The following is a 16,561-nucleotide window of genomic DNA, read 5'->3' as shown; positions in this document are numbered from 1 at the left end:
AGGCATGACGGCGCGCGGCCGCCGCGGGTCATTCCCGCACGCGCGGGAATGACGGGAATGACATCAGGCCGGGCTCATGCGCTCATACCGCGCCGGCCAGCTTCATCGCGGCGATCTGCGCCGGGGTGCGGCCGAGCCACTCGAGGATCTCCTCGGTGTGCTCGCCCAGCAGCGGCGAGCGTTCCACCTGCACCGGCGAGGCCGACAGCGTGATCGGGCAGCCCAGCTGCACGTAGTTGCCGCGCTGCGGATGCTCCAGTTCCACCAGGTAGCCGCGCTGGTACAGCGACTCGTCCTCGATCAGGTCTTTCATCGACAGGATCGGGCCGCACGGCACATCGACCTCGTTCAGCGCCGCCATCACCTCGAACTTGCTGAGGCTGCGCGTCCATTTCTCGATCACGGCGAAGCAGTCGGCCAGGTGCTTGAGGCGCGCTTCCGGCGTGGCGTAGTCCGGGTTGGTGATCAGATCCTCGCGCCCGCACAGGCGCATCAGCGGCTCCCAGCCCTGCGGCTGGATGATGACGTAGACATAGTCGTTGGGACCGCCCGGGGCGCAGCGCAGCGCCGCGCCCGGCTGCCCGCCGCCCGACGCATTGCCCGCGCGCGGCACGTGGTCGCCGAACTCCTGGTTGGGATACTCGCGCAGCGGGCCGTTGGCCAGGCGCTGCTGGTCGCGCAGCTTGACCCGGCACAGGTTCAGGACCGCGTCCTGCATCGCCACTTCCACGCGCTGGCCGCGGCCGGTGTGCTCGCGATGCAGCAGCGCGGCCAGGATGCCGACCACGGCATGCACACCGGTGCCGGAGTCGCCGATCTGCGCGCCGGTCACCGTGGGCACGCCGTCGGCGTCGCCCGTGGTCGAAGCCGAGCCGCCCATGCACTGCGCCACGTTTTCATAGGCCTTGCAGTCCGCGTACGGGCCCGGGCCAAAGCCCTTGATCGAGGCGTAGACCAGTCGCGGATTCAGGTCCTGCATGTGGTCCCAGTCGAAGCCCGCGCGCGCCAGCACGCCCGGGCCGAAGTTCTCGATCAGCACGTCGCTGCGCTGGATCAGGTCTTCGAGCAGCGCCTTGCCTTCGGGCGTCTTCATGTTCAACGTCAGGCTGCGCTTGTTGGAGTTCAGCATGGTGAAGTACAGGCTGTCGGCGTTCGGCACGTCGCGCAGCTGGCTGCGCGTGATGTCGCCGCGTCCCGGCATCTCCACCTTGATCACGTCCGCGCCCAGCCACGCCATCAACTGCGTCGCCGACGGGCCCGCCTGGACGTGGGTCATGTCCAGGATACGCACTCCTTGCAGGGCTTTGGTTTCCATTGCGAAGGGTCTCCTCTTCCGCTATTTGTAGTCTCTGATGACATACGGTATGTGATATATCAGAAGAGAGCAAGAGGAGTTTGGCGCTTCCGGCGTAAATATCGACGATGCGACGCAGCAGAGAGCCGCCATCCAGACGCGCAAGGCATAAAGACCGGCGTTTTCAGTAGCGGGATGGAATAAAGGCGGCTTGCCTTTTCACATTGATATATCACACACCATTTAGCGAAATGGCGTCGTTCAAGCAAATCCTCGCCAGAAAGCAAAACGGCGGACCGAAGTCCGCCGTCTCTTGCACCGGATTGCTGGCTGCTTCAGTCCAGGAAATCGCAGTGCTTCTCCACGTAGTCCGCGAGGTCCAGCGAATGCTGCCGCACCAACCGCTCCGCGAGTTCGGTGTCGCGCCTCTCCAGCGCCTCGATGATGCGCAGGTGGTCGACGATGGACCGGGCCGCGCGGTCGCTCTGCGAGATGGTCATCTTCCGGATCGCGCGAACGTGGATAAAGATATTGCGGATCGTGTCCATGATGATCTGCGACTTCGACAACTGCACGATCGCCTGGTGGAACACAATGTTGGCGTCGGAATACTCTTCGATATGCTCGGCCGGCGTGGAGTCGCGGAAGCTGTCGAACATGCTGCGCAGTTGCGCGATCTCGGCGTCGGTGGCGTTCTCGGTGGCCAGGCGCGCCGCCATGCTTTCCAGCGCGGCCCACATCTGGATCATCTCGACGATCTCGCGCTTGGTCTTGCGCATGATGTAGATGCCACGTCGCGGTACCGTGCGCAGGAAGCCCTCCTGCTCCAGCAACGTCATGGCCTCGCGGATCGGCGTGCGGCTGACGCCCATGGCCTCGCTCAGCACGCGCTCGTCCAGCCGGATCTCGTCGCGCGACTGGTAGATGTCGGCGTCGGCAATGGCCTGCCGCAACATGGCATAGGCCTGGTCGCGCAGGCTGGCGCCGGCGTTGATCGGTTGTACCGACAGGGACAGCCCGTTGGGCTGGACGATGGATTGGCTTTGCGCAGACATGGATGTGCTCGTGTGAGACCGGCGGCCGGGCGGCCGGAATGGCTGCCCGCCGCATTGCTGCACAGCTTAGCAAAAACGCCGGATCCATTATGAAAGCGCATCAAACGATGCGCGGTTCCTATGCATCGGCACAGAAGCGGTGCGCGGCCTGTCGTATATGGTATATCACAATCGCCCTGCCTTCGGACTTTGCAAGCCGGGCGTGCGTCACGTTGCCGCCCGGCTCGCGCTGCGGGGGGACGCCCGACCCGGCGGCGTCCCGTGCTGGTCAGGCGGCGAGCTTCGCCATCGCATCGCGCTGCTTGATCAGCCCCAGCACGGCGTCGCACATCGGAGTCGGCGCACCCACCAGCCGCCCCATTTCCTGCACCACCGTCAGCAGCGGGTCGATTTCCATGGCCCGCCCCGCCTCCAGGTCCTGCAGCATCGAGGTCTTGTGCGCGCCGACGGCGCCGGCGCCGTTGATGCGCCGCTCCACGTCGACGCGGAACTTCACCCCGAAGCGCTCGGCGATGCCCTGCGCCTCCACCATCATCTGGCGCGACAGCGCGCGCGTGGCCGGATCGGCGGTAATGACATCCAGCGTGGCGTGGGTCAGCGCGCTGATCGGGTTGAAGCACAGGTTGCCCCACAGCTTGAGCCAGATCTCGTCGCGGATATTGTCGCGCACGGGAGCTTCCAGGTCGGCGGCCATCATCATTTCGCTGAGCCGGGTCACGCGCGCGGAGCGGCTGCCATCCGGCTCACCGAGCGGAAATTTCTTGCCGTAGACATGCTTGATCACGCCCGGCGCGATGATTTCCGCGGCCGGATAGACCACGCAGCCGATGGCCCGCTCCGGGCCCAGGCGTTGCCACTGGCGCCCGCCCGGATCGACGCTTTCCAGCGTGCGCCCGGCCAGATCGCCGCCGTGCTTGTAGAAGTACCAGTAAGGAATGCCGTTGACGCCGGTCACGATCGCCGTTTCGGGACCCAGCAGCGGCTGCATCTGGTCTACGACCCCGGGCACCGAATGCGCCTTGAGGGTGATGAACACATAATCCTGGTGCCCGAGTTCATGCGGATCGCTGGTGCAGCGCACCCGGGCGACGCGCTCCTCGCCGTCGATCAGCAGCTTGACGCCGTGCTCCTGCATCGCCGCGAGGTGGGGTCCGCGCGCGACGAAGCTGACCTCTGCCCCAGCGCGCGCCATTTGCGCGCCGACATAGCCGCCGATCGCTCCGGCGCCGTAGATACAGACTTTCATGCTGCCTCCTTGATGGCTCGATTGGATCTTTTGATATATCACATACTATATTCCATGGCAGCACATGGCAACCTGCGCAGGTACGCTTTATCTTTATGTGACAGGCTGCGCGGCCAAGCGACGCTGCGCTAACATGAAGCCTGCATGCGCCCTCCTATCACTCCGGAGCCTTCATGGAAGCGACGTTGGCATTGCTGCAGGATCCCGCCGCCTGGGCGGCACTGGCCACGCTGGTGGCCATGGAAATCGTGCTTGGGATCGACAACCTGATCTTCATCTCGATCCTGACCAACAAGCTGCCGCTGGAGATGCGGGAGAAGGCCCGCAAGATCGGCATCAGCCTGGCGCTGCTGATGCGCCTGGGCCTGCTGGCTACCATTGCCTTCATCGTCACGCTGACCCAACCGGTCTTCAGCGTGCTGGGCCATGGCCTGTCCTGGCGCGACCTGATCCTGATCGGGGGCGGCGGCTTCCTGGTATGGAAGGCCACGCGCGAAATCCACCAGCACGTCAACGCCGCCGAAGAAGCCGCGGAAGGCGGCACGGCCACGGCAGTGCATAGCTTTGCCTCGGCCATCGGCCAGATCCTGGTGCTGGACCTGGTGTTTTCGATCGACAGCATCATCACCGCGGTGGGCATGACCGAACACGTGCAGATCATGTTCGTAGCCGTCATCGCGGCGGTCATGGCGATGCTGTTCGCGGCGACGCCGCTGGCCAACTTCATCAACCGCAATCCCACCATCGTGATGCTGGCGCTGGCGTTTCTGATGATGATCGGCATGACGCTGATCGCCGAAGGCCTCGGCACGCACGTGCCGAAGGGCTATATCTATACGGCGATGGCGTTCTCGGCGGCGGTCGAGGGGCTGAACATGCTGGCGCGGCAGCGGCGCCGCCAGCGCCGCGCCGCGAGCGAGGTGCGCGAGGTGCCGTGAGGCGCTGGCGCCACCCGCTGTAACAGAGGGTGTCCGAACTTTTCCGCGGCGGCGGCGTCTTTTACAGTTCTGCACAAACCCGGACAATAAAAGGACGCTTTCGCCACATGATGAATCGCCGAACCCTGCTGGTCTCTGCCACCGCCTCTGCGGCGCTTGCCGCCCTCGGCATTACCCCATCGGTACTGGCGGCCAGCCGGATCAAGCTAGGCGAGGCCCAGCCGTTTGGCTTCGACGCCCTGATCGAGCGCGCCCGCGCGCTGGCCGGCAAGCCTTACGCGCCGCCGCCCGCGCCACCGGCAGACGTGCTGTCCCGCATCGACTACGACGCCCACGGCAAGATCCGCTTCCGCACCGAGGACGCGCTCTTTGCCAGCGGCCCGGGCCAGTTCCCGGTCACGTTCTTCCACCTCGGCACCTACTTCCGCAGCCCGGTGCGCATGCATGTGATCGAGCGCGCCAAGGGCGGCACCGGCAAGGCACGCGAGATCGTCTATGACGATGCCTACTTCGACATGCCGGCCGACAGCCCCGCGCACAAGCTGCCGCCGGGCAGTGGCTTTGCCGGCTTCCGTTTCCAGGAAAGCCGCCTGGGCGACCAGAAAACGCGCGACTGGCGCAAGAACGACTGGGTGGCCTTCCTCGGCGCCTCGTATTTCCGCGCCATCGGCGAGCTGTACCAGTACGGCCTGTCCGCGCGCGGCATCGCCATCGACGTCGCCGAAGCGGGCAAGCAGGAAGAATTCCCGGCCTTCACCCACTTCTGGTTCGAGACCCCCGAGGGCAACAGCGACACCGTCACGGTCTACGCGCTGCTGGACGGGCCCAGCATTTCCGGCGCCTACCGCTTCGTCATGCAGCGCGCCAAGGCCGTGATCATGGATGTCGAGTGCGTGCTGTTCCTGCGCAAGGACGTGGCGCGGCTTGGGCTGGCGCCGCTGACCTCGATGTACTGGTTCTCGGAAAGCATCAAGGGCACCGCCGTCGACTGGCGCCCCGAAGTGCACGACTCCGACGGCCTGGCGCTGTGGAACGGCGCCGGCGAGCATATCTGGCGCCCGCTCAACAACCCGCCGCAGACCACCGCCTCGGCCTTCTCCGACGACAACCCGAAGGGCTTCGGGCTGCTGCAGCGCGACCGCCTGTTCGACCACTACCAGGACGGCGTCAACTACGACCGCCGCCCCAGCCTGTGGGTGGAGCCGCGCGACGGCTGGGGCGCCGGCTCGGTGCAGCTGGTGGAGCTGCGCACCGACGATGAGATCCACGACAATATCGTCGCCATGTGGGTGCCGAAGGCGCCGGCCAAGGCCGGCAACACCTACCGCCTGCGCTACCGGCTGCACTGGGCGGCCGACGAGCCCTACCCGTCGCCGCTGGCGCGCTGCGTGGCCACGCGCCTGGGCAACGGCGGCCAGCCGGGCCAGCCGCGGCCCAAGGGCGTGCGCAAGTTCATGGTCGAGTTCAAGGGTGCGCCGCTGGAGAAACTGCCCTTCGGCGTCAAGCCCGAAGCCGTGCTGACCGCCTCGCGCGGCAGCTTTTCCTATGTCTTCACCGAAGCCGTGCCCAATGGCGTGGCCGGGCACTGGCGGGCCCAGTTCGACCTGACCACCGAGGGCGCCCAGCCGGTCGACCTGCGGCTGTTCCTGCGCCTGAACGGCAAGCCGCTGTCGGAAACCTGGCTGTACCAGTACCACCCGTTCCAGTCGCCGGCGGGCTGACGCCCCCGGCGGCGCGGGGCTGGCGCCGGGCCAGCCCCTTTACCCCGTATTGCGACACCGTGATGTCAGGCGGGCGCGAGCGGGTATGATGGCTGGCTACGACAGTTACACCGCATCCGCCAGCCTCACATGATTTCTCAAGAGTTCAACGGCGCCGCCGACAGCGGCCAGGCTGCATCGCTCCCGCGCTCGGAGCGCGCCTACCAGCAGTTGCGCGCCGCCATCCAGGCCGGCCAGCTTTCCCCCGGCACCCGGCTGCGCGAGGTGGAACTGGCCGAATCGCTGGGGTTGTCGCGCACGCCGGTGCGTGAAGCGCTGTCCAGGCTGGAATCCGAGGGCCTGGTCGTCAACGAGCCCAATCGGGGCATGATGGTGACGCAGCTCGATGCCAGCATGGTCAGCGAGCTGTACGTGATGCGCGAAGTGCTGGAGGGCACCGCCGCCGCGCTGGCCGCGCGCCACGCCACCGACGTCGAGATCTCGCTGCTGCGCGATATCGTCGAGCGCGACCTCGCCATCGCCGACGATCCCGACCGGCTTGCACTGAACAACCGGCTGTTCCATGAGACCCTGCACCGCTGCGCCCACAACCGCTACCTGCTGAAGACCCTGCGCTCGCTGCACGAGTCCATGGCACTGCTCGGGCGCACCACGCTGGCGGTGCCGGGGCGTGCGCGCAGTTCGTACGAAGAACACATCTCGCTGGTGGAAGCGCTGGAACAGCGCGATCCGACGCTGGCCGAGCAGATCGCGCGCCGGCATATCCAGCAGGCCTACAAGGTCCGGCTGTCGCTGTGGATCCAGGAGCAGTCGGGCCGCTAGGCGGGATAGCGCAAGCGCCCGCGGCGGCGTGGCGCGCTCAGGCTGCCTGGGTACGCGCCGCGCGCAGCGTGCCCAGGCTCAGCACCGTCAGCGCCACCAGGATCAGCACCACCGCGCCCAGCGTCTGCGGCGCGATCTGCTCGCCGCCCAGCCATGCGCCCATGGCCAGCGCCACCGGCGGGTTCACGTAGACATAGCTTGCCGCCAGGGTCTGGCTGACCGTCGAGACCAGGTACATGTAAGCGGAGAAGGCTACCAGGGACCCCGCCACCACCAGGTAGACCCAGGCCCAGCCGGCCTGCGCGCTGACGGCAGACGGCCACGGCTCCTGCCGCAGCAGCGACAGCGCCATCAGCACCGCGCCGCCGATCACCATCTCCGCGGCAAACGCCGCCGCCCCCGGCGGCAGGTCGAGCCGGCGCGCCAGCTGCGAGCCGAAGGACCAGCTCGCCACCGCCAGCAACAGCGCCACCACGCCGCCGCTACTGACCTGGAATTCCGCGCCCGCGGTCAGCAACAGGATGCCGGCGCTGCCAATGGCGATCGCCACATACTCGAACCACTTCGGCCGGTTGCCGAAGCACGCCCCCCAGATCAGCGCGAAGATCGGCATCGACCCGATCATCACCGTGGTGGCGCCCGAAGAAATCGTCTGCTCGGCGATGGCAGTGAGTCCCATGCCGCCCACCAGCAGGAACAAAGCCGGCACCGCGCAATGTCGCAACTGCCGCACCGACGGCATCGGCGTGCCGCGCCATGCCAGCCACGCGGCCAGCAGCAGGCCCGCGCACAGGAAGCGCGTGCCCATCATGAACAGCGGCGGAAAGCTCTCCAGCGTAAAGCGGATCGCCAGATAGGTCGTGCCCCAGACCACATAGGTGATCAGCAGGCACAGCAGCACAAGCGGGGACATGGGCGCACGGGACTCCGGAAAGGCATCCAAGATAGCCCTGTCCGCCGCGGCGGCAAAACGAAAAGCACTGGCAAGCCTTGTGAGAGTTGCTCACAAAGCACTCCAACGCCGCAGGCAAAGCAAAACCGGCCGCGTTCACCCGGGCGGGCGCACGTATGGCCGGTTCTTCAACGCAGCCCGGAAGGGCCGCAACTACCGTACTGCCGCCAGGGCTCAGCCGTTGGCGTAGACCACCTTGGCCTTCCGGGCCTGGCTTTGCAGGCGCTCGATCACCGACTGCACGGTGGCGATGGCGCGCTTCACGTCATGGGCGAAGCCCAGGCTTTGCGTGCCGAGCTCGCGCTCGATGAGGTGGCGTTCCAGTTGATCGGTCAGCTTGATATCGGATTGGGTGTTCATGGCGTCCTTCCTTTCGGGATTACCCTTATGGGGTTTTCCCTGATTGTAGCAAAAGAATTGACGCAATGCAGCATTAGGTGAAAGTACGTATGCTGGGACACCACAAGCTGTGCCGGATGAAATACTTCTCCGTGGATTGTGTGACGGTTAAGGCGAACGCCCGATCACCGGATCTGGCATCAAACCAGTCTTGTTCCTGTCACGCGGGCCAGTTCGCCCAACAACCGATCCTGGAATTTCGTGTTGCGGACGAGGGCGTGCGGCTCCTGCAACCGCTGGTGGTACCAATACCCTCCGCTGGTCAGCGCCCGCGGATCGTTGCTGGTAGCCAGCCACTCCTGGGTCAGATGTCCCAGCCGAAGGTCGTCTGGCGCATTCGCACCACCCATCTTGGTGGGAACCCAGCCCGGATCGACTGCGTTGCTGTAGACGTCGGGCCACAACCGCGCCACGGCTGCCGCCAGGGTCGTGATGAAAAGCTTGCTCTCCGAATAGCCAGCTGTGCCGGTACGCCCGGACCAGTCGATGCGGTCAAGACTTACCCGGCCACCTTTGTGCATGCTGCTGCTCAGGTAGATCAGCCGCCTGGGGCGCCGGATCAGCGCCGTGAGCAGGTACGGCGCGACGACGTTGACCATCAGGACCTGGGGCCCTGACAGGATCCCCGCGTTGTGGATCACCGCGTCCATCGTGCCAATGGCGTTGACCTGCCGGGCCAGGTCCCGTGTCTGCTCCAGGTCGGAAAGGTCGCCGATGGTCGCGATGGCACCCTGCTCCACGAGCTCCCTGACGGCGGGCAGCCGCGCCTGGGAGCGAACGTGCACCACGACCTCATGCCCGTCGCCGAGCAGCGTCCGCGCCGCCGCATGACCGAGACCGTCGGACGAACCAGTGATGAAGATGCGGGCCTTACGTCCGCGGCTGCGTTGAACGGGTGTCGCGGCGGACCTTGCCGCGGGACTGGATGCGGGTTGCGCCAATGCAGCAGCGACGGTCAGCAACGGCGCCATGACCAGGCCCACACCCAGATACGCACCATTCAGAATGAGTTTGCGGCGGTCCATGGCGCCTCCTGCTCAGCATGAAGTTTTTTTGAAACAGGCGATTCTTTCAAATGTTACCAAGTAACGCAGCGAGTCAAGGGAGCGCCCGTCATTTCGCCACAAAGCGCGCCGTGACAGTCTTGCCGTCCGCAAACCGGATCGTCGCCACCAGCTTGGAGCCGGCCGTGAGTTGCAGCTTGTCGGCCGCAACCAGCGCATTGTCCGCACTCGGGTTCAGCGCCGTTTCCGTCTTGCGGGTGCCGGTCAACACCGTCAGCTTGCCGCTGGCGCCGGCCACGGGCAGCTTCTTGTCATGGTCGTCGACATAAATCGTGACCGCGCCATCCCGGTTCACCAGTTCGAACTGCAGGTCGCTGGCGACCTGCACGATGCCGCCGTATTGCGCGGGCTTGGCGCCGTGCGCCAGGGCCACGCCGGAAAACCCGGACAGTGCGAGACTGCCGGCAAACACCATGGCCGAGATCTGTTTCTTCATCGTCTACTCCGTTGCTGCAGCGGCTTGCGGGCGCCGCTGCCAAAGCCCGTGAATCAGTAAGTGTCCTCCGGCTGCTGCGACAGGATGCGCTGCAGCGGGCGGCGCCCGAACAGCCAGAACGCCAGCGGCGTCAGCATGGAATCGAGCAGGGTCGAACTGACCAGCCCCCCAAAGATAACCACCGCGACCGGATGCAGGATCTCCTTGCCCGGCGCGTCGGCCGATACCAGCAAGGGCACCAGTGCGAACGCCGCCACCAGCGCGGTCATCAGCACCGGCGTCAGCCGCTCCAGCGAACCGCGCACGATCATCGGCATGCCGAAGGTCTCGCCTTCGAAGCGGCACAGGTTGATGTAGTGGCTGACCTTCAGGATGCCGTTGCGCGTGGCAATGCCGGTCAGCGTGATAAAGCCGACCATCGACGCCACCGACAGGCTCAGCCCCGCCAGCCACATCGCGATCACGCTGCCGATCAGGGCGAACGGTATATTGGCCATGATGACCAGCGTCAGGGTGGCGGAGCGATAGCGCGAGTAGAGCACCAGATAGATCAGCGCCAGCGACACCAGGGACAGCAGCACGATGCGGCGCGTGGCCTGCTCCTGCGCCTGGAACTGGCCCTCGATGCTGACGAAATAGCCACCGGGCAATCCGGCACGCGCCGCCGCTTCGCGCACCGCGCCGACGATCTGCGACATATCGGAGCCGTCGGTATTGGCATAGACCACGATGCGCCGCCGGCCGTTCTCGCGCCCGATCTGGTTGGGGCCATCGCCCTCCTCCACGCTGGCGATGGCCGACAACGGCACCGCGCCGCGCGGCGAGTCCAGCATGACCCGGGACAGGTCCTGCGGCGTACGGCCGCTATCGGGCAGGCGCACCACCAGGTCGTGGCGGCGCACGCCGTCGATCAGTTGCGTGACGCGCGTGCCGTCGGACAAGGTCTGCAGCGCCTTCAGCGCCTCGCCGGCAGGGATGCCGTACTGCGCGGCCTTGCGATAGTCGAGCCGCACATTGACCTGCGGAATCAGCACCTGGCGCTCGACCGTGATGTCGACCAAGCCGGGTATCGCCGCCAGGCGCCCACGCACGTTCTCCGCCAGGCCGCGCAGCGTATCGAGGTCGTCGCCATAGATCTTCAGCGCGATCTGCGCCCGCACGCCGGACAGCAGGTGATCCAGCCGATGCGAAATCGGCTGGCCGATCGCCACCGACGCAGGCAGCCCGGCCAGTTGCGCGCGGATCGCGGCCATGACCTGTTCCCGGCTGCGGCCGGAGGGCTTCAGGTCGATGTCGATCTCCGAGGCATGCACGCCTTCCGCGTGTTCGTCCAGTTCGGCGCGGCCGGTGCGGCGCCCGACGCGCGTCACTTCCGGCACTTGCCGGATCAGCGTTTCCGCGAGCGCGCCGATGCGGTTGGCTTCGGCCAGCGAGGTGCCGGGATTGAGCATCAGCGACATCACCATCGAGCCCTCGTTGAAGCCCGGCAGGAAGGCCCGCGGCATCCACGGCACGGTGGCGGCCGCCAGCACGACCGCGACGGCGGCCACGGCGAGCACCGCACGCGCGCGCGGGAACGACCAGTCCAGGATGCGGGCATCGGTGCGCTTGAGCCATGCCACCAGCGGACTGTCCGGATGGTCGAGCCGCTTCATCCGCGGCAGCAGGTAGTACGACAGCACCGGCGTCACCGTCATCGACACCAGCATCGACGCCAGGATCGACACGATGTAGGCGATCCCCAGCGGCGCGAACAGGCGCCCTTCGATCCCCGGCAGCGCAAACAGCGGCACGAACACCAGCACCACCACCAGCGTGGCATAGACGATGCCGGAGCGCACTTCGACCGAGGCGCGCCAGATGGTCTCCAGCACCGGCGGCGGGTTGTCCATGGCGGCGCGCTGCCGCAGCCGGCGCTGGATGTTCTCCACGTCGACGATCGCGTCGTCGACCAGTTCGCCGATGGCGATGGCCAGGCCGCCCAGCGTCATCACGTTGATCGACTGGCCCAGCAGGTGGAAGGCCAGCGCGGAGACGGCCAGCGACAGCGGGATCGCCACCAGGGAGATCGCGGTGGTGCGCGCGCTCAGCAGGAACGCGAACAGGATCACCGTCACCATGATGGCGCCATCGCGCAGCGCCTCGACCACGTTGCCGATCGAGGCCTCGATAAAGTCGGCCTGGCGGAACAGCACCTGCGGCGTGGACAGCCCCTGCGGCAGCCCCTGCTTCAGTTCGCCCAGCGCGGCTTCCAGGTCGCGCGTCAGGCGCACCGTGTCGGCGGCGGGCTGCTTCTGCACGCTGACGATCACCGCGGGCTTGCCGTTGAAGCCGGCGTCGCCGCGCTTGAGCGCCGCGGCGTAGCGTACCTGGGCTACCTGCTCCAGCAGCACCGGCACGCCGTCCTGGTAAGCAACCGCCAGGCCCTTGAGGTCGTCGAGCCGGTTGGTGCGGCCGAGATTGCGGATCAGGTATTCGCGGCCGTTGAGGTCGATGAAGCCGCCACTGGTATTGGCGGCGAAGTCGCGCAAGGCACCCTGCACCTGTGCCAGCGCCACGCCGAATTGCGCCATGCGCGCGGTATCGGGCTCGACCCGCAATTGCCGCACCTCGCCGCCGATCGGGATCACCTGCGACACGCCGGGCACCGACAGCAGCCGCGGCCGCAGCACGAAGTCGGCATACTCGCGCGCCTGCATCGGGCTGGCGCGCGCCGGATCGATCGGCAAGGCGATCAGCATGATCTCGCCCATGATCGACGAGACCGGACCGAGGATGGGCGTGAGCCCGCCCGGCAACTGCTCCTTCACCAGCGCCAGCCGTTCCGACACGAGCTGGCGGTTGCGGTAGATATCGCTGCCCCAGTCGAACTCCGCATAGACAATGGACAGGCCGACGCCGGACACCGAGCGCACCCGCGTGACGCCGGGCATGCCGTTGAGCGCCGTCTCGATCGGGAACGACACCAGCAGCTCGACTTCCTGCGGCGCCATGCCGCCCGCTTCGGTGATCACGGTCACCAGCGGCTTGTTCAGGTCCGGGAACACATCGACCGGCGTGCGCCATGCGGTGAGGCCGCCGTAGACCATCAGGATCAGCGCGAAGGCCAGTACCAGCAGCCGGTTGCCCAGGCTGGCGCGAACGGTCCAGTTAAACATGCGCGCCCCTCAGCGGATCTGGTTGATCAGCGCCGCGCCGGACACCACCACCCGGTTCTCCGGCGACAGTCCGCCGACCACGACCACGGTGCGCGCATCGAGCACGCGCGCCTCGACCGGCTGCGCGATAAAGCGCTGCGCGCCGGACTTGATCCACACCACCGGCAGGTTGCTGGCATTGCGCACCAGCGCCTCGCTCGGCAGCGCGATGCCGCGGACGGTATCGCTCAGCGTCGCGACCACGGTCACGGGCTGGCCGACGGCCAGCGGCACGTCGTTGCCGGTCAGCCGGAACGTCAGCGGCACCGCGCCGTTCTTCAGGCTGCGGCCGGCGCCGACGAATTCCAGCTTGGCGCCGGTGCCGCTGGCCAGGGCGCCGCCCTGGATACGGCTGGCCAGCGAACTGTCCGCGCTGCTGGCCTCGATCAGCAGGCGGGCGGGATCGACCACCTCGTACAGCACGTCCCCGGCGGCAACCACCTGCCCTGCCAGCACATTGGCGCTGGCGATCACGCCACTGGCCGGCGCGGTCAGCGTATCGGTCTGGTGCAGGCTCTTGCCGACCGCATCGCGCTGGCCGGACAGGCTCTGGACCTCGGCGCGGGCGGCTTCGATTTCCTTGCGCGGAATGCTGTCCGGCAGCGACTCCAGCCGCTGCAGCCGCTGCCGTGCCAGCTTCAGGCTGGCGCTCAGGTTGGCGAACTGTGCCTGCTGGTTGCCGATGTCGAAGGGCTCGCTCTTGTGGCGCAGCACGGCCAGCACCTGGCCCTTGGCGACACGCTGCCCCAGCACGGGAAAGCCGCCCGGCGGCGGTTCGATCCAGCCCGGGTGGCCCGCCTGCAGGCGCCCGCCCGCGTTCGGATCGATCGCCACGACGGCGTTCAGCTCCACCGTCACGGGGTGTACGGCCTGCTGCGGCATCGCAGTCCGTATGCCCATGCGGCGCTGTGCCAGCTTGGGCACCTGGACACTGCCGTCCGCCAGCCGGACGAGGCCGCCGCCGACCGGCACCGCGGCCGGTGCATCGAGGTGTTCGCCATTCGGGCCGTGCGCGCCGGGTCCGGCCAGCGCCGGCAAGGTTGACCAGGCGGTCAGCGCGATCACCAGGGTTGCGATATGGGTCGCGATATGGGTCGTCTTCATCACGCCATGCCTCCGTTCCTCTTGCCAGCGCGGCGCTTCACGCCCCAGGCCGCGGCTGCCGCAAGCAGCGCCGCAAGCAGGACCAGCCACGGCCAGCGCGCCTGCCACCACGCCAGGCCGTGGTCGTGTCCGTCCGCGGCAACGTTCAGGGTGCCCTCGATCAGGTCCGACTCATTGCCGGTGACGAGCGTAAACACCAGCGCATGCTGGCCGGGCTGGCGCAGCGCCAGCAGCAGCTTCTCGTCGGTAAAGGCATAGTCGCCGGCATCGGCATGCAGCTTGCCCTGGGCCTTGATGCCGTTGAACTCGACCTCGAGCGTGCCGTCGAGCACCGGCTCGTTGGTGACGTAGCGGTCGACCATGACCGAGAGTTCGTCCGTGGAGAGGGTGCCCACCAGTTCGAATGCTTCCGTATGGGCTTCGATGGTCGGCTGGGCGTGTGCCGCCGCGCCGGTGCCGGCGGGCGCGTCCAGGTGCTCGCCATTGGGGCCGTGCGCACCGGGTCCGGCATGCGCCGCCGGCGCCGCGAGCGCGAGCGCGAGCGCGAGCGCGAGCGACAGGAACAGGGAAAGTAACAACTGGCGGATCATGGCAGGACTCCGAACGCCTGGTTCAGGGTGGCAATGGCGATGCCGTGCCGGGCACGCTGGCGCACGAGGTCGGCCTCGGCTTCCAGCGCCTGGTTTTGTGCGCGCAGCACTTCCGGCAGGCCGATCTCGCCGGCATCGAAGGTCTTGCGCAGCAGCGCCGCCCGTTCGGACAGCGTGGCGCTGCGCTCTTGCGTCAGGCTGAGCTGCTGCCCGGCCAGCCGCAGCGCGGCCTGCGCCGCGTCGATCTCGGCGCGCACCATGCGTTCGGTGCGCGCAAGTTCGGCCCGGGCTGTCATTAGCTCGGTCTGCGCGGCGGCTTCGCGCGGCAGGTTGCGCGCATCCGTGGCGAACGGGATCCTGACGAACAGGCCGACGGTCTGGTCGCCGGGCATGCCGCCGCCGGCCCGGTCGTTGCGGTACATCACGCCGACTTCCGGCGGGTCGCGGCGCGATTTGCGCAGGTAGCCCAGCTGGCGTTCGCTGCGCAGCACGGCCTGTTGCACCGCTTCCAGGCGTGGATGGCTCGCGGCCAGGCCGCCCGGGTCTCCCGGCGCCGCCGCCGCCTCGTCGTACCGCGACGGCAGCGCGGCAACGCCGGTGGCTTGCAGCAGCCGCGCGCTGGCCTCGACCACGCGCGCCTCGCTGTCGGCGAGCAGCCCCTGTGCCGCCAGGTGGTCCTGCTGCGCCAGCAGCAGGTCGGTGCGCGCCAGGTCGCCCGCATTGACGCGCCGGCGCACATCGTCGCGCAGCGACGCGGCGATCCCGGCGCGTCGACGCATCACCTCGCGCTCGCCTTCCGCGGCGGCCAGCTGCCAGACGCGCTCGCGAACGTCCGCGGCAAGATTCAGCCGCGCCAGCGCGACGCCAGCCTCGGCCTCGGCCGCCTGGGCGTCGGCCAGCTCGCCGCGTGCCGCGCGCTGGCCTGGCAGCCACACCGGCACGCCCAGCTGGACCTCGCTCTCGCGCACGCCGCGCTGCTCCGTCCAGCGGTCGTCACGGTGCAGCAGGCCCAGCGTGGGCGGCCCCGCGATCAGCGAATCAGCCTGGACCCGGCTGGCCGCCGCCTCCAGGCGCCGCCCCTCGGTGGCCTGGAAGGCGACGGAGCGCTCCCAGGCGGCATCGAACAGCGCGCGCAGGTCGGCCGGCGCGGGCTGGCCATGGGCCGCCGGCATCAGCAACGCCAACGCCACCACGGAGATGAAGAATTTATGCATGGAATCCCCAACGCAGATTGCGACAAGCAGGCAATGCGGCGGGGCGCGGCGCAAGGCATTGCGCCACGGCAGGCAATCAGCAGATCAGTGCCCCGCCGTCAGGCGGGCGCGTGAGGGGGGCGTAACGGGGGACTGGAGCCCGGGTCGGGGATGCGACTGCCGAGGAACGACGGCTCGCGCTGCGTCTGCAGCGTCAGCGGCGGCACCATGCCGGCTGGCAATGGCGCCTGGAAGTGGGTGCCGTAGTCGAAGTCGAGCTGGTGCGACGCGGAAGCCGCGGAATCGTCGAAGGCGATTTCGCCACCCTCATCATGGTGATGCGGAACGTGCTCGGCGTGCGCGGCCATGTGGTCCGGCGGGAAGCCGGCCGCGTGCGCGAGCTGCCGCTGCGCTGCGGCCAACGCCTGCAGCGGCAGGATCAGCATCAGGAGCAAGGCAATCATGCGCGACATAGGGCGGCATTCTACCTGAGCTGCCGGCGCCGGTGCGCGACCGCGGCGCCGGATGCCGTAAGCGCCGCCCGCGCCGA

Annotated in this window: 15 protein-coding genes; 3 read left to right on the top strand and 12 right to left on the bottom strand. The window is 67.7% G+C overall.

Annotation, left to right across the window (positions count from 1 at the left end; genetic code table 11):
• Positions 1-82: 82 nt before the first annotated feature.
• From frc to AC3FMM_RS18445, 3 genes are all read right to left on the bottom strand, one after another.
• Complete coding sequence (frc, locus tag AC3FMM_RS18455; RefSeq protein ID WP_115682707.1) at positions 83-1,315, bottom strand: formyl-CoA transferase; 1,233 nt, start codon at positions 1,313-1,315, stop codon at positions 83-85.
• A 314-nt stretch (positions 1,316-1,629) separates the two neighbouring features.
• Entirely contained in the window at positions 1,630-2,349 is a 720-nt protein-coding gene (locus AC3FMM_RS18450) for a GntR family transcriptional regulator (RefSeq protein ID WP_115713019.1), read from the bottom strand.
• Between the two features lie 268 nt (positions 2,350-2,617).
• Positions 2,618-3,595, bottom strand: a complete 978-nt coding sequence (locus AC3FMM_RS18445) for a 2-dehydropantoate 2-reductase (RefSeq protein ID WP_115713018.1) — start codon at positions 3,593-3,595, stop codon at positions 2,618-2,620.
• 173 nt (positions 3,596-3,768) lie between these two features.
• On the opposite strand from AC3FMM_RS18445, the gene AC3FMM_RS18440 reads away from it, so the two are divergent.
• From AC3FMM_RS18440 to AC3FMM_RS18430, 3 genes are all read left to right on the top strand, one after another.
• Positions 3,769-4,533 (top strand): TerC family protein, encoded by a 765-nt coding sequence (locus AC3FMM_RS18440; protein ID WP_115713017.1) that lies wholly within the window; start codon positions 3,769-3,771, stop codon positions 4,531-4,533.
• A gap of 107 nt (positions 4,534-4,640) precedes the next feature.
• Positions 4,641-6,254 carry an OpgD/OpgG family glucan biosynthesis protein gene (locus AC3FMM_RS18435; RefSeq protein ID WP_116314585.1) on the top strand — a complete coding sequence of 538 codons (1,614 nt, stop codon included), beginning with the start codon at positions 4,641-4,643 and terminating at the stop codon, positions 6,252-6,254.
• A gap of 129 nt (positions 6,255-6,383) precedes the next feature.
• Positions 6,384-7,076 carry a GntR family transcriptional regulator gene (locus AC3FMM_RS18430; RefSeq protein ID WP_115701264.1) on the top strand — a complete coding sequence of 231 codons (693 nt, stop codon included), beginning with the start codon at positions 6,384-6,386 and terminating at the stop codon, positions 7,074-7,076.
• A 37-nt stretch (positions 7,077-7,113) separates the two neighbouring features.
• Here the strand turns inward: AC3FMM_RS18430 and yedA are convergent, their stop codons facing one another.
• The 9 genes from yedA to AC3FMM_RS18385 form a co-directional block, all read right to left on the bottom strand.
• Entirely contained in the window at positions 7,114-7,989 is an 876-nt protein-coding gene (gene yedA, locus AC3FMM_RS18425) for a drug/metabolite exporter YedA (RefSeq protein WP_116314586.1), read from the bottom strand.
• 213 nt (positions 7,990-8,202) lie between these two features.
• Positions 8,203-8,388: a hypothetical protein gene (locus AC3FMM_RS18420; RefSeq protein ID WP_115713014.1), complete on the bottom strand. Its 186-nt coding sequence runs from the start codon at positions 8,386-8,388 to the stop codon at positions 8,203-8,205.
• Between the two features lie 179 nt (positions 8,389-8,567).
• Positions 8,568-9,452 carry an SDR family NAD(P)-dependent oxidoreductase gene (locus AC3FMM_RS18415; RefSeq protein ID WP_326347288.1) on the bottom strand — a complete coding sequence of 295 codons (885 nt, stop codon included), beginning with the start codon at positions 9,450-9,452 and terminating at the stop codon, positions 8,568-8,570.
• Positions 9,453-9,540: 88 nt separating this feature from the next.
• The gene (locus AC3FMM_RS18410) at positions 9,541-9,927 is read right to left on the bottom strand and encodes a hypothetical protein (RefSeq protein ID WP_488687240.1); all 387 of its coding nucleotides are present in this window, start codon (positions 9,925-9,927) and stop codon (positions 9,541-9,543) included.
• 53 nt (positions 9,928-9,980) lie between these two features.
• Positions 9,981-13,085, bottom strand: coding sequence for an efflux RND transporter permease subunit (locus AC3FMM_RS18405; protein WP_488687239.1), 3,105 nt, complete (start codon positions 13,083-13,085; stop codon positions 9,981-9,983).
• Positions 13,086-13,094: 9 nt separating this feature from the next.
• Entirely contained in the window at positions 13,095-14,228 is a 1,134-nt protein-coding gene (locus AC3FMM_RS18400) for an efflux RND transporter periplasmic adaptor subunit (RefSeq protein ID WP_488687261.1), read from the bottom strand.
• Positions 14,228-14,818, bottom strand: a complete 591-nt coding sequence (locus AC3FMM_RS18395) for a hypothetical protein (protein WP_488687238.1) — start codon at positions 14,816-14,818, stop codon at positions 14,228-14,230. The genes AC3FMM_RS18400 and AC3FMM_RS18395 overlap by 1 nt, the downstream gene beginning before the upstream one ends.
• Complete coding sequence (locus AC3FMM_RS18390; RefSeq protein WP_488687237.1) at positions 14,815-16,032, bottom strand: TolC family protein; 1,218 nt, start codon at positions 16,030-16,032, stop codon at positions 14,815-14,817. The genes AC3FMM_RS18395 and AC3FMM_RS18390 overlap by 4 nt, the downstream gene beginning before the upstream one ends.
• A 98-nt stretch (positions 16,033-16,130) precedes the next feature.
• Positions 16,131-16,475: a hypothetical protein gene (locus AC3FMM_RS18385; RefSeq protein ID WP_240991317.1), complete on the bottom strand. Its 345-nt coding sequence runs from the start codon at positions 16,473-16,475 to the stop codon at positions 16,131-16,133.
• Positions 16,476-16,561 lie beyond the last annotated feature (86 nt).

It is taken from the genome of Cupriavidus sp. 207A1, assembly GCF_057798955.1.
Note: the sequence above shows the minus strand (reverse complement) of the source record. Positions and strands in the feature narration are given on the sequence as shown.